The organism is Alteromonas sp. MmMcT2-5 (genome assembly GCF_022348315.1).
GTDB classification, from domain to species: domain Bacteria; phylum Pseudomonadota; class Gammaproteobacteria; order Enterobacterales; family Alteromonadaceae; genus Alteromonas; species Alteromonas macleodii.
The window spans coordinates 65,157-78,889 of sequence record NZ_JAKRFB010000015.1 but is presented as its reverse complement, the minus strand read 5'-3'; the positions used below and the strand labels follow the sequence as shown (position 1 = coordinate 78,889).

At 46.9% G+C, this 13,733-nt stretch carries 13 protein-coding genes; 1 reads left to right on the top strand and 12 read right to left on the bottom strand.

Annotated elements, in window-relative coordinates; translation table 11 throughout:
* Window positions 1-289 precede the first annotated feature (289 nt).
* The 3 genes from yiaA to MHN09_RS08835 form a co-directional block, all read right to left on the bottom strand.
* A complete protein-coding gene (yiaA, locus tag MHN09_RS08845) occupies window positions 290-760 on the bottom strand; it encodes an inner membrane protein YiaA (RefSeq protein ID WP_101565923.1) in 471 nt (156 codons plus the stop codon).
* Complete coding sequence (locus MHN09_RS08840) at window positions 744-1,580, bottom strand: DUF2145 domain-containing protein (RefSeq protein ID WP_239240234.1); 837 nt, start codon at window positions 1,578-1,580, stop codon at window positions 744-746. The genes yiaA and MHN09_RS08840 overlap by 17 nt, the downstream gene beginning before the upstream one ends.
* Before the next feature lie 174 nt (window positions 1,581-1,754).
* Entirely contained in the window at window positions 1,755-2,153 is a 399-nt protein-coding gene (locus MHN09_RS08835) for a hypothetical protein (RefSeq protein WP_239240232.1), read from the bottom strand.
* Window positions 2,154-2,284: 131 nt separating this feature from the next.
* Here MHN09_RS08835 and MHN09_RS08830 point away from each other — a divergent pair, with 131 nt between their 5' ends.
* Window positions 2,285-3,019, top strand: coding sequence for a helix-turn-helix domain-containing protein (locus MHN09_RS08830; RefSeq protein ID WP_239240230.1), 735 nt, complete (start codon window positions 2,285-2,287; stop codon window positions 3,017-3,019).
* A 128-nt stretch (window positions 3,020-3,147) separates the two neighbouring features.
* On the opposite strand, the gene MHN09_RS08825 is transcribed toward MHN09_RS08830, so the two are convergent.
* From MHN09_RS08825 to rutA, 9 genes are all read right to left on the bottom strand, one after another.
* Window positions 3,148-4,650, bottom strand: a complete 1,503-nt coding sequence (locus tag MHN09_RS08825; RefSeq protein ID WP_239240228.1) for an NCS1 family nucleobase:cation symporter-1 — start codon at window positions 4,648-4,650, stop codon at window positions 3,148-3,150.
* A gap of 345 nt (window positions 4,651-4,995) precedes the next feature.
* On the bottom strand, window positions 4,996-7,314 hold the full coding sequence (locus MHN09_RS08820) for a TonB-dependent receptor (protein ID WP_239240226.1): 2,319 nt from the start codon (window positions 7,312-7,314) through the stop codon (window positions 4,996-4,998).
* Between the two features lie 311 nt (window positions 7,315-7,625).
* On the bottom strand, window positions 7,626-9,116 hold the full coding sequence (locus MHN09_RS08815; protein ID WP_239240224.1) for a CoA-acylating methylmalonate-semialdehyde dehydrogenase: 1,491 nt from the start codon (window positions 9,114-9,116) through the stop codon (window positions 7,626-7,628).
* Between the two features lie 19 nt (window positions 9,117-9,135).
* Entirely contained in the window at window positions 9,136-9,666 is a 531-nt protein-coding gene (locus tag MHN09_RS08810; protein WP_239240222.1) for a flavin reductase, read from the bottom strand.
* Window positions 9,667-9,688: 22 nt separating this feature from the next.
* Window positions 9,689-10,309 (bottom strand): malonic semialdehyde reductase, encoded by a 621-nt coding sequence (locus tag MHN09_RS08805; RefSeq protein ID WP_069944994.1) that lies wholly within the window; start codon window positions 10,307-10,309, stop codon window positions 9,689-9,691.
* A gap of 177 nt (window positions 10,310-10,486) precedes the next feature.
* Complete coding sequence (gene rutD / locus MHN09_RS08800; RefSeq protein ID WP_239240220.1) at window positions 10,487-11,335, bottom strand: pyrimidine utilization protein D; 849 nt, start codon at window positions 11,333-11,335, stop codon at window positions 10,487-10,489.
* 58 nt (window positions 11,336-11,393) lie between these two features.
* The gene (gene rutC, locus MHN09_RS08795; protein ID WP_014950778.1) at window positions 11,394-11,777 is read right to left on the bottom strand and encodes a pyrimidine utilization protein C; all 384 of its coding nucleotides are present in this window, start codon (window positions 11,775-11,777) and stop codon (window positions 11,394-11,396) included.
* Between the two features lie 132 nt (window positions 11,778-11,909).
* Window positions 11,910-12,644, bottom strand: coding sequence for a pyrimidine utilization protein B (rutB, locus tag MHN09_RS08790; RefSeq protein ID WP_039228642.1), 735 nt, complete (start codon window positions 12,642-12,644; stop codon window positions 11,910-11,912).
* Window positions 12,644-13,732 carry a pyrimidine utilization protein A gene (gene rutA / locus MHN09_RS08785; RefSeq protein ID WP_014950780.1) on the bottom strand — a complete coding sequence of 363 codons (1,089 nt, stop codon included), beginning with the start codon at window positions 13,730-13,732 and terminating at the stop codon, window positions 12,644-12,646. Before rutA ends, rutB begins: the two co-directional genes overlap by 1 nt.
* Between the last annotated feature and the right edge of the window lies 1 nt (window position 13,733).

Below are 13,733 nucleotides of genomic sequence, written 5' to 3'. Positions count from 1 at the left end.
GCATCAGTGGAAAAAGACGATCCGCTGGCTTGATGAACTCACCGCTGAAGCTTGCATGAGCAAGATTACATGCTAAATTCGTGGGGATCCCTCAGTATTTAACAGGTTTGCGCATAATTCATCCCTGATGCGTTAAACAAGCTGGCTGAATGCTTAACCAGCGATACTACCAACCATACTGAAAATGCGCCGAAACCAAAAGCGTAAATCGTAAAACAAATGGGGTCAGAGTACATTACTTAGAAATGTACTCCGACCCCATTAATTTAATGTACTCTGACCCCATTTTTTAAGCAGCTTTCACTTTGGGAGAGTCTTCGTGCTCAGTAGCGTTGCTTTGAGTATCGCTTTTTGTGCTGCTTGATTCGTCTGTAGTTTGGCTATCGCGTACGTTTTTCTGCACCGTAATAGCGGAGAAAAGGCTTAATATGAAGGCCATGCCGAAGAAGCCTTTTTCACTTAATAAAAGCTCAGCATTTAATAAGCCAATTACCAACAATACGATGGCTGATGCAGTAGCTACAGCTGATGCAAGGAAGTATGCTTTGGTCGCTGGCACACCTTCCATTTTATCGCGTACCGTTTTTTGTAAGCTCACCACAGAAAACAAGCCAAATAACATAATGGTGAAGTAATAACCTTTTTCATTAAGCGCCATTGGGGCATTGTAAAGGCCGATAAAATAAGCGGCTACACCCACAACTAGGGCTGCCAGTGAAGCTATTCGAAATGCTTTCGTTGGTTTATTCTGAGTCTGCATTATTAAATTCCTCGATAATAGTTGTCTCACCGTTACTCGCAAAAATAACTGCCTTTTCCGATAAATCGTATTTCTGCATGTAACGAGCAAGGCTTCCAAATGTAGTTGTTTCCACCTTACGACCGTGATCGGACAGCGTCACGCCGTCGCTGAACATACTCGCCAAGCCAAGTTTGGCGCGGCTCATGTTTACTTTTTGCGGCGTAAAATATGCCTTTGCATTAGCTTTTAGCTGGGCTATATCTGTGGTGGAGTACACCGCAGCATTGAGCACATCTAGGGTGTACTCGGTGCAGTTTTGTCGTTCACTGTTAAATGGGTTAGCAACCACTGAATAGCGTGGGTTATGCAACAATTTTGCTCTATCTTCGCTGTACATACTTATAAGCGCTTGCTGCACGGCAACCGAGGGGATAACCAGGCCAGCCTCGAGCGCATAAGCACTCCAGAAAAAATCTACAGGATAATCGGTAACTAGATGACTCACGTCTTGTTCATCAGCATCCTGATACAAATTATGGATTGCATAGCCTTTGGCTGTCTCTCCATTATCTAGCTGAATGCTTGAGTAGATAGCAATAGCTGTGTGCGTGAAGCGAATGCCCTCCGGCATGTCTTCAATCGGTCTGCCTCGCCTTGCAATAATGAAGGCACGAGCTCCTTGGCTTGCCGCATACTTTTCTACTTCTTTAGAAAAAATGGAAATGGCTTCTGGTGAAAACGAAGGTTTTCCGTGCTGCTGACTACCTGCCAAAGCGTGATTAGCGTTGGCAGTAAGTAGTACCAAAGTCACAGCTATTGAATACAAAAATGTTTTCATACTCTTCCCTGCTTAAATTCTCTCGACTTGCACTGAATAAGAGCCACCTAAAGCGCTCGCTATTTATTATGAAGCGCTAGATGCACAACGCTTCGCTGTAGCAGTGTTTTACCAAACTATAGCCACTTTTATAGCGTCCAATCGCGCTTCAAAGTTCGAGCAATTAATTAACCGTTAGCGTTTAGTTGTCGTAGTCGTTGTTGTGTTAGTGGTCGCAACGACTTTGTTTGGCGCAGGGTCTGCAGTAATGATTGTTTCGGTAATCACTAACGGCTGGTTATTATCAACGGAGGAATGATGACTAGCTCCGTGAATACTGCGGCTACTCTCGTCAATCACACTTTCAGCAACTGCGCTACCTGCCACTACAGCACTGCCGGTTAATATCACCGGAACAGCGACTACGGCACTCGCTACTGACGCCGTCGTTGCTAAGCCTTCAGATGCAGCAAGCGCGCTATGTTTACTGGCTTTGCCACTGTGGTCGATAGAGTCATCTGCCATTACAGAATGGGTAAGAAGCGCACTACCTAATAGTGCAGTTAACATCAATGTTGAACGCGAATTTTTCATATCACTTGCTCCTAGTATGTAAAGGCGAGATGTGCCTGAACATGTTCTACACTAGAACCAAGAATAAATTTCGTAAACCACAATCGCTGATGTAGTATTAAACTACACCACAAGTATAATTATTTAATACCATGAGCCAAATTAACCTTGTTTACGACACGCTTAAACAATGTTTACGAGAGCAGCGATTTACCTACAAACAGATCGCACAGAAACTGAACGTAAGCGAGGCCAGCGTAAAACGAAATTTCTCTTTACAGGCTTTCAGCCTCGATAAACTGGAACAGATTTGTGAATGTCTAAATTTGTCATTAAGCGACCTTTTTAGCCTGTCGCAAAAGCAGCAGGAAAAAATATCACAGCTGTCTGAGAAGCAAGAAATGGAGCTACTTGCCAATCCCAAGCTACTGCTTGCAGCCGTATGTGTGCGTGATGGCTGGCGATTCTCGGAAATCATCAAGCACTACAATATTTCTGAGGTCGAGGGCATTAAGCTAATGACAACCTTAGACAAACTTAAGCTTATAGAGCTGTTACCGAATAACCGCTACAAGCTGCTCATTGCGCAAAACTTTCGCTGGATCCCTGGCGGCCCGCTAGAGAAATTTATGGAACAGGAAGTAATGGTGAAGTTTATGGATCCAAAGAAAAACGAGCCATGGATGTTCCGTTTCTATTTACGCGGCCGCTATTCTCAGACCTCGGTTTCGATTATTCAGCGCCGTCTTGAACAACTGCGACAAGAGGCAGCAAAACTCAGCAGCGAAGATAATGCCCTACCAATTGAAGAACGCCAGCACATTGGTCTTTTAATGGCGATGCGGCCTTGGGAACCCTCGCTTTTTGAAAATATGAAGCGAAAATAACCCTGTCGAAGTATATTTGGGGGGTCGGAGTACATTTCGTAGAAAAGTACTCCGACCCCGTTAGTTTACTACTCAAAAAAGTACTCTGACCCCGTTAGTTTACTACTCATAAATGTACTCTGCCCCCATTATTGGGAGGCGCTTTTTGCCTGCATGGTGACGGGTGCTCTGTTGGAGAGCAGCAGGTAAACCATGCTGGCGATGATTAACCCTACAAACCATGCGTAGGCGTAAAGCGTATCGAAAATAGCTGGCACATTTTCTACGAAGCCTGCGGCATGAAGAAAACCTGGGATATTGGGTAAAATGCCAATAATAAGTGCAGTCACACCCGCCATGTTCCAGCCATTGTTCGCGCCATATTCGCCAGTGTGTTGAAATAGCGCATCTATGTTTAAGGTCGATTTTCTTAAGATAAAATAGTCGGCAATTAGAATACCCGCTATAGGGCCAAGTAGCGCAGAATATCCCGTAAGCCACGTAAATAAGTAGCCACCCGCGGTTTCAAGAAGCTTCCAAGGGAAGATAGCGACGCCGATACCAGCGGTTATATAGCCACCCATTTTGAAGCTTATTTTTGAAGGCGCCATATTCGAAAAACCATAGGCTGGGGCTACCATGTTAGCGGCTAAATTAGTGGTTAACGTTGCAAGTGCTAACGCAGCAAGCGCCAGCACTACACCCAAACCGCCCATTCGACCGGCTAGTGCAACAGGGTCCCATATGGCCTCACCATAAATGGTGACCGTTGCTGACGTTACCGCTACTCCGATAAAGGCAAACAGCGCCATAGGTAACGGCAAGCCAATAGCTTGGCCCAACATTTGGTCTTTCTGTGATTTTGCAAAGCGTGTGAAGTCGGGAATGTTCAACGCCATGGTTGCCCAAAAGCCCACCATGGAGGTTAAGCCCGCGAAGAAGGCTGTCCAAAACTGCCCTTCTTTGGCTCCACCTTCAACAAACTGAGACGGCGTTGACAACATTTCGCCAAACCCACCAGCATTAACGTATGCCCAACCAAGAAGCGCTAAGCCCATTAAGATCAAAAATGGTGCAGCAAAAGTTTCAAGCCAACGAATAGATTCGGTGCCGTGTTTTATAAAAACCAAGTGCATCGCCCAGAAAGCAAAGAAGCACAGAGTTTGTGTGATATCGATACCTAAAAATGGTAGTGCCTGCCCCACAAAAGCGTCGCCGCTCACGCTATTTAAAATAACGTAAATGGCACTGCCCCCTACCCATGTGTTAATTCCAAACCAGCCACATGCAACAAGCCCACGGGCCAAAGCAGGAATTTTCGCGCCTTTGGTGCCAAATGCGCTACGTAATAATACGGGAAAAGGTAAGCCGTATTTTGCACCTGCATGACCAATTAGCATCATAGGTACAAGCACGATGATGTTGCCCAACAGTACGGTGATAACCGCTTGATACCAATTCATGCCTTCTGATACCAGGCCGGCAGATAAGAGATAAGTAGGTACACAAACCACCATCGCAACCCATAATGCCGCATAGTCTTTCCACACCCAGGTTCTGGTTTCCGCGTTGGTTGGCGCTAAATCTTCATTCCATAAATCGCCATCGTAATGGGAAGGTTTTGTCATGGTCTGATTGTTGGTGTTATCCACGATCTATTTCCTTATTGGGTTTGCTATTACTTGTTGCTTCTTTTTACACAGCGTCATGCTCGGCAAAGCGGTAGGTTACAAAATGCATCAGCACTCTCAACGGCGTAACGATTAGATTAGAGGCTCGCTGCTAACCTTTATTGGGGCCTGCTGATCTTTGGTGTACAACAAAGATCAACAACCCCTAGCAAAAAAGAAAAGCAAAAATACTGCCGCTTCGCGCGCTTTGTTAACGCGAAACCTAAATACCGTTTTGCTACGTCGGTATTTAGGTTAGCTACGCACGTTTCTTTTTAGAAGTAGGTGATACGCTTTATTTTGTTAAACAAAGCGCAACTACGCTAATTAGAAATTACGTCTTACCGTTACGCCATACGTCCTAGGCTTCGCATAGGAAATCTGGCTGGTTCCATAAAAACCAGTTACGTCAAAGCCAATAAGTTCATGGTCTGAGTCAAACAGGTTATCTATATAAGCCGCTATTAGCCATTTATCCTCAGCGTCTACCCAGGTTAAACGAGTATCAGCCGTGGCATAGCTATCAATTTCATGAGCGGTAAAATTCCGCGCATTGTGAAAGGTTTCCGACTGATAATTGGCTGACAGTTGGGCTGCCATATTGCCGTCGAAGGCGTCCCAGTTATAGCGAAGCATGGCAGATGCTTGATACTCTGGGGTAAATGGCGGCGTTGTATCAGCAAAGTACCCAGAAGCCACTTCTAAGTCTTCAACCACTGCATCGGTATATGAAAAGTTAACCATTACATCTAAGCTGTCTGTCGGGGTTAAGAACACTTCTAATTCAACGCCGCTAAATGAGGCATCTTCGTTTGACACCACCCCCGCATTATTCACCCACGAAAACGACTGGTAATCGCTGTAGTCATAGTAAAAAACATTGGCATTGAAGACGCCGCTTCCGTGCATAAAAGCATGCTTTAAACCCGCTTCATACGCAGTAAGTTCTTCGGGTTCGTATAAGCTGAAACCTCCTTGAAGCGGGGCATTGAAACTCCCCGCTTTTACGCCCCGATTGATGCCTGCATAGTACAAGCTATTACCCACACTGTATTCCAGCTGTAGCTTTGCCGACCACAGATTTTGATCGTTAGAATCGACCAAAGTCTCTAAAGACGTCGTTGTGGTGTCAATTTCGATAACTCGGTCGTTAGTATTCTCGTTTTGATACACATTACCCACAAAGTCTTTGTCTTCACGGGTGTAACGCAACCCACCAACCAGAACAAGATCGTCACTCAGGCTATAGTCTATTTGCCCAAATACAGAATAAGATTCGGTTTCAAGAGACACCAGGGTGTTATTTTCTTCACCGCCTAAGAAAAAGGTGGTGGGTGAACCCGCCAAGCCTTGGCTATAATCCGTATCGATAGAGAGGTAATAAAGCCCCCCAACCCACTTTAAGTCTGCGGATTCACCTGAGAAGCGAAACTCTTGGCTGAACTGCTCTATGGTGCTGTTAGATTGAAAAATAAGTTCGGGTGACGCTGTTTGGTCGGAGTCGAGGCCAACGGTACGTTTAAACTCTTTGTAATCAGACATGGCGAAGAAATCGAAGCTTTCAAATGCATAGTCTAATGTTGCCGCGAGGCCTTTCGATTTGATTTTGTTTTGATCGTCAAAGGCAAAGTCTTTATTTACTTTATTGCCCGATCCATCAGGGTCGAAGTTACCATTGAAATCGCCGCCTTGAACGGGACGGAAAGGATCGCCATTGAAGTTGCCGTCTACGCACACGCCTGCCTGAATAGTGTCGCAGCCAAGCGGGTCGTCAGCAGCATAAATAACGTCAATCACATTGCCGTCGGCATCTTTTATCTCGGTGGTGTTCACCACCTGATACGGGCCTTCACTTTTGGTTGTATCTGACCAGTTACCGCTTAGTAGCAGCGAGCCTTCTTCGCCAATGTCAAACAGCAACTGAGCACGAAACGCTTTAGTATCATCGTTGTACCCATCTTCACCGCCTCCCACAGAGCCTAAACGGGTATCGGGCGCGGCACCGTCTTCATAAATATTCTCTAGTATCTCACCTTGCTGGTTGGTAAACCCAGAAAAGCGACCATAAATGCCGTCTGCTAGTTCGCCTGATATCGCTGCTTCAAAGCGGTATTGCTCGAAACGTGCGGCAGTAAATTCCGCGTAGCCTTCTGTATCTGCAGTGGGCTTAGCGGTAACCGTATTAACCAGCCCGCCCGTGGCATTTCTTCCGAATAGTGTTCCCTGTGGGCCTTTGAGAATTTCGATGCGAGCTACATCGAATAAACCAAAGGTTTGTGCTTGGGTACTGGCTAAATATCCGCCGTCGACGTAGACCGCCACTGGCGCTTCCGCCAAGTCAGCGTAGTCGTTTTGCACCACGCCTCGAATATTGAAAATAGCACGCTGACCACCGATATCACCGGCCAACGATACGCCAGGGGTAAACGCGATAAGCTCAGTACTGCTTTCAAGGCCAAGTGCCTCTAATTGTTCACCAGAAAACGCAGTAATAGCGATCCCTACATCGCTTATATTCTCGTTGCGCTTTTGCGCGGTAACTTCAATACTTTCCCAAACATTCTCTGCAGCAAAGGCCGCTGGCGTACTTAACGCTATAGCTACGGTTAACGCCAGCAGACGCTTGTGTGTGTTTAACGTATGCATGTTTTACTCTCGTTTATAGTTCTTTTTAACAAGCCTTGCGGCGGTGTTGTCCCGATATTTTTATAAGAGTAACGGTCGACGTGAACTGCATATCGATTGCCACTGGGGTGCAAACCTAAGGCAGGACTGGAGAGGAACTGCCAAAGGCTTGCGGTTTTAAATTGTTATTATTGATGGCTCATGGCTGAGCCTAAATCTCTGTTCTTTTACCTGCTGCGAGCAACTTTGCGCCATAAAGGCTGCTTAGTTATTTCGCAAAGGCAAAGTTCTTATGGTCATTTATGGTTAATCAAGGTCAATACGCCATGACATTAACTTGGAAATGAAAAGCTCACTCCTTCTCGAATGCCGCTTGAAGGCCAACGTTGAGTAATGGTTTTGCGTTTGGTGTAAAAGCGTACGCCATCTGGGCCGTATGCGTGAAGGTCACCAAAGAGTGAGCGCTTCCAACCACCAAAGCTGTGATAAGACACAGGCACTGGCAACGGTACGTTTATGCCTACCATGCCCACTTGGATATTGTCTGAGAAGTAGCGGGCAGCCTCGCCATCTCGGGTGAAAATGCACGTACCATTGCCGTATTCATGGCTGTCAATGAGCTGCATGGCTTGTTCCATGCTTTTAACGCGCATAACTTGTAGTACAGGGCCAAAAATCTCGGCTTTGTAGCTGGCCATTTCCGGCGTAACCTTGTCGATAAGCGTTGCACCTAAGAAGAACCCCGTTTCGTAGCCTTTTACGCTAGGGTCTCTGCCATCAACAACCACATCAGCCCCTTGCTCAGCCGCGCTGGTTATGTAGCCTTCTACTTTCTCTTTGTGCTGAAGTGTAATCAGTGGGCCGAAATCGTTAGTCGCATCGTCAAAAGCCCCTACTTTTAAGCTTTTCATGGCTGATTGCATTTTATCTACAATTTCATCCGCCACTTTGTCGCCTACGGCAACCACGACAGACAACGCCATGCAGCGCTCGCCTGACGAGCCAAAAGCAGCACCTAAAAGCTGATTCACTGCGTTGTCGATGTCGGCATCGGGCATCACAATAGCGTGGTTTTTAGCGCCACCTAATGCTTGGCAGCGCTTGCCATTAGCATTGGCTTTCGAATAGATGTATTCGGCGATGGGCGTTGAACCCACAAAACTCACCGCTTTAATGCGCTCGTCATCAAGTATTTGATCAACCGCTTCTTTGTCGCCGTTAATGACGTTGAAAACGCCGTCGGGTAGCCCAGCTTCTTTAAGTAGCTTTGCTAGGAAAATAGCGCAACTTGGATCTCGCTCAGAGGGTTTTAAAACAAAGGTGTTGCCGCATACAATGGCAAGCGGAAACATCCAAAGGGGCACCATGGCCGGAAAGTTAAATGGTGTAATTCCCGCCACCACGCCAAGAGGCTGAAACTCGCTCCAAGAGTCTATGCTTGGCCCAACATTTTTACTGTGCTCGCCCTTTAACAACTGGGGTGCACCACAGGCAAACTCAACATTTTCGATACCGCGCTGTAATTCGCCTGCCGCGTCGTGGCTTATCTTGCCGTGCTCCGCACCAATTAACGCAATAATTTTATCGGCATGCTCTTCAAGTAAGCTTTTAAATTTGAACATAACGCGAGCGCGCTTACTCACTGGCGTATTGCGCCACTCAACAAACGCATTTTGCGCGCTGACGATAGCGTCGTTTACCGTCGCTTTTGACGCCAGTAAAACCAGTTTTTCTGCCTCGCCCGTCGCTGGGTTATAAACATCTTGCATGCGCCCCTTTGGGGTACAGGTTTCACCGTTAATAAAGTGGCCTACTACTTTCATTATCTGTCTAATCCTTTAGTTATGCGTCTTTGCACGCGCTGTGATAGCCGCGCTGATAATATAAAAGGGCGTCGGCTTCTGGGTCTTGCTTGATATCCACTACCTGGCAAAAAATAACGTCGTGAGTGGCCACACTTTTAACGTCTGTAATAATGCAATCGAAGCTGACTGCAGCATCGGCAAGTCTTGGGCAGCCGGTCGCCGATTCAACCCAATCACCAATTTCAAAGCGTTCGTTCATGGGCGCTTTACCACCGAATGTGTTTGAAATTAACTGATGCTGTGAAGTAAGGGTGTTGATAACCAAATGCGTGCTGTTTTTAAAAACTTGATGTACAGATGCACCGCGATTTAAACAAACCAGCAGCGTTGCAGGGTTATCGCTTACGCTACATACGGCGGTCGCCGTAAAGCCTGCATGTCCTTCTGGGCCAGTGGTTGTAACGACGTTTACCGCTGCCGCTAAACTCGACATACCTTCTCGATAAGCTTCGGGAGTTACCGGGGGGAGCACTTCTGTTACTGCGTTTTTTATTGCTGTAATAGTCATACAAATATCCTTTAAATTGGCGTTACACGATGTGGCAGGCTTGCTCGAAACTTAAGCGAGGTAAGCGTTTATGTACTTTCTCTTTATCGCCGTAGCCAATGTTCAGTAAGAAATTCACCTTCCACGTGCTATCTGAAAAGAAAGTTTCGTTAAGTAATGTGGGGTTGAAACCAGACATGGCGCCAGCGTCAAGGCCTAGGGCGCGAACGGCGCTTATTAAGTAAGCCCCTTGCATAGAGCTATTGCGCATGGCGGTCTCATAGGCCGCTTCTGGACTTGAAGTAAACCAGCTTTTCGCATCTGCATAAGGGAATAACATAGGAAGCTCTTCGTAGAACTCTTCGTCGTAGGCCACTATAACCGTACAGGGTGCGGTCATGGTTTGCTCAACATTACCGCTTGAAAGGCAAGGTTTGAGCTTTTCTCTCCCTTCATCTGAGGTAATGAAAACAAATCGCGCTGGGCTGCAATTTGCCGATGTTGAACCTACTTTTACTAAATCGTACAGCTGTTTCAACACGGCTTCTGAAATAGGTTTGTCGAGCCATTTGGTGTGGGTATGCGCATCGGTAAAGAGTTGGGCTAGTCCAGCGTCGTCAAGCGGGCTAGTTGTTTTAAACTCTGTATTTTGTGTATCAGTCATTTTAAATTCATTCCAGTTTTATCAAATCTTTTAAGCGCTACGCTATGCTCTCGGTTTTTGCGCTTAGCGCTTTTTAGCCATTACGTCATTAAGGCTGCAGCTTTGCAGCTTGTTTACAATGCATACGCCTCATCAGCTAAGAAACACCTCATAGCCTGATGCAGTGTCATGTTCACGTTAGGCCACTTGCCCTAAATAGCTGCGCAGCAGTTCATTAAACGCAATTGTGTTTGTAATGCTTGATGCATGACCGCCGTATTCCATGACCGACAATTCGGCGTTGGGCATAGCTTCAGCCAGCATCTGTGAACGCTGCCACGGCACCAAGGTGTCGTCTTTGTTGGCAAGCGCTAACGTTGGTGTGGTGATGGCGTGCAAACTCTTATCAATATTGAACGTACTAAGGGCACCAATGCGGGCGAGCAAGTTTTCCTCGTTAGGGAAATGGTTGAGTAAGTGCGCCTCTTCCTCTGCCAAGTGGGCGGCATTCGCGGCTATCCAATCAGGCGGAAACAGCAGCAGCGCCTGAAGTTGCAAATACATGTCCTTTCTGCCTGCCGCCAATAACGCTTTGCGTATATTAAAGCAGCGCAATGTGTGCGGATTTGGACTGCTCCACGCATTTACCAGCACTAAACTTTGTAAAAGCTTAGGTTTAGACAAAGCAAGCTCAAGCCCCACCAAACCACCCAGCGCGTGACCGACGAAATGGCACGCTTGCACTTCAAGTTTTCTAAGAAGTGCAGCGAGTTCATCCGCCATATGTGAAATGCTGTAATTCGCTGGCAAGTCACCCACACTTTTGTTGGTGCCATAGTGATCGTAAGTGATCACTCTGTAGTCTTGGGCAAAGTCACCCAGTTGCGGCTGCCAAAATTTAGCTGCCCCGCCCAGCCCTGAACTAAACACAATCGTAGGTGCGTCGGGCGACGTCAAACCGTGTATTTCGTAATGTAACTTGTTACGCATTTCGCCGTTCATTTCGCCGCTAATGTGGGCGTAGCTTGCCTGCACATCAGAATGCATAAAGCTCACCTATATAAAACCAGTGGGCGCAGTTCGCGGGAAGTCCAAACATAATCACCTACCCAATGTGTGCTACAGACGCAATTTCAATTAAGGCTTCAGGCTTTACAAGCCCAACCTTAATGCAGTAGCGCGCTGGCTTTTCACCTGGAAAGTATTCGGCGTACACCTTGTTTACCGCGGCGTAGTCATCCCAATCGGTAATAAAAATTGAGTTGAAGGTGACGTCATCCATAGTGCCGCCCGCTTCTTCGATGACACTTTTAATGGTTTCTAGAACGTGGCGCGTTTGTGCTTCGGCGTCGCCGACGTGGACTACGTCGTTGTTTTCGTCAAACGGTAAGGTACCTGACACATATAAAATATTGTCAGCCATAGAGCCTGGAACAAAAGGAGCTATTGGCGTTGATGTACCTGCTGGAATAATGGCTTTCTTTGGCATGTTCTTATCCTTTCCGTTGCGCTTTCTATGCATTGCTGCCTAGCGCCTATAAATGATTTACTTCAAGTCGTGCTAACTGATCTATCGTGTTGTTTCTGTCTGCGTGGCTAGTAGATGCTAAGAAGAAAGCACCTAACTCGTCCCTTCAAATACTTCACAGAACTGCGCGGTGGTAGACACCCACCCGAAAAACGTCTGAATGTTGAAAAGTGAGGCCTCGTGAATGTCTGGCGGGCCAGCTTGATATGCCGCATCGGCCAGCACCACACCAAAATATTCCAGGTGGAAGCCATCGCGCAGCGTAGATTCCACACAGACATTGGTTGCAATGCCTGTAAACACTAAGTTGCGAATACCGCGTGCGCGCAGCATGCTGTCTAAATTAGTATTGTAAAAACCGCTGTAACGGGTTTTAGGAATAACGATGTCGCCATCTTGAGGCTTTAGCGCATCGACAAGCGCGTAATCCCAAGTACCCTTAGCAAGCAAACTTCCCTTAAGCTCTGGTTGTTTGCGCATGGTTTTCAGGGCATTAGACTTATACCAGTTCGGCGAACCGGGGCCGCCGGCCTCTTTGTAGTCGGCATCCCATCCATTTTGTAAGAACACCACAGGCATGCCTGCAGCCCGCGCTGTTTCAAGCACTTTAGTGGTGTTTTCAATGACTGGCGCCGTAGTGGACACATCAAAACCCGCCTTGTCTAAGTAGCCGTTTTTACTGGCATAAGCGTTTTGCAAATCCACCACAATAACGGCAGTTTCCGCAGGGTTTAACGTCAACGGTTCAGGCTTAGCTGGCAGTACGGGCTGCCCCGTCTGGCGCGCTTGAAAGCACCCTGAGACCTCAAATATTTCACCGGCTGACATTAGGCGGCTCCCGATGTGCTAAGCAAATGCTGACGGGATTTCATTAGCGGCTGAATTTTAGTGCCGAAATCATCCATGCCTTTAAGGAAGTCATCGAAGGTCAGCAATACACCTTCACAGCCCGGCACTGTGGCTATTTCATCAAGCATAGAGGCCACCGACTCATAAGAACCCACCAGCGTCCCCATGTTCAGGTTTACTGCTGAGGTTGGGTTGGTCATATCGCGGATATTCGTGTCTTTACCCGATTTCTTATCAGCAGCTCCTTGCGTTGCCATCCAGTCCAACGCTGACTGATCTTTGCCGTCTTTATAGCTTTCCCATTTCGCCATGGCGGCTTCATCCGTCTCATCGGCAATAACCATGATAAGTACCGCTGAACCTACGCTGCGACCGTGTTTTTCAGCCGCTTCAGTTAAGCGCGCTGCGGTTGGTGCAAAAGCGGTAGGTGTATTTACGCCTTTACCAAAGCAGAAATTATAGTCGGCATGACGGGCAGAGAAATCCATGCCTGCTGCGCTTTGACCGGCACAGATAAGTGGAATTTTTCGCTGTGGCTTGGGCAACATTCGGCAATCATCCATTTGGAAATGCTCGCCTTTAAAATCGCTTTTTCCGGTTTCCCATAATTCTTTGACTACCTGAATGTATTCATCCAAATACTCATAGCGGTTACCGAAAAATTCATCGCCCGGCCACATACCCATTTGCGAGTATTCAGGGCGTTGCCAGCCAGTGACTAGGTTTACGCCAAAACGTCCGTTGGAGATAGAGTCGATGGTACTGGCCATGCGCGCCATGATTGCAGGCGGCAAGACTAGTGTGGCAGCCGTGGCATATAGTTGAATTTTTGAGGTAACAGCAGCAAGGCCTGCCATTAACGTAAACGACTCTAAGTTGTAGTCCCAAAATTCGGTTTCACCGCCAAACCCTCGTAGCTTGATCATAGAGAGCGCAAAATCCATATCGTACTTTTCAGCCTTCATTACAATCTCTTTGTTGAGATCGAAGGAAGGTTTGAACTGAGGCGAATTTTTCGAAATTAGCCAGCCGTTGTTCCCAATCGGAATAAATACACCTATATCCATG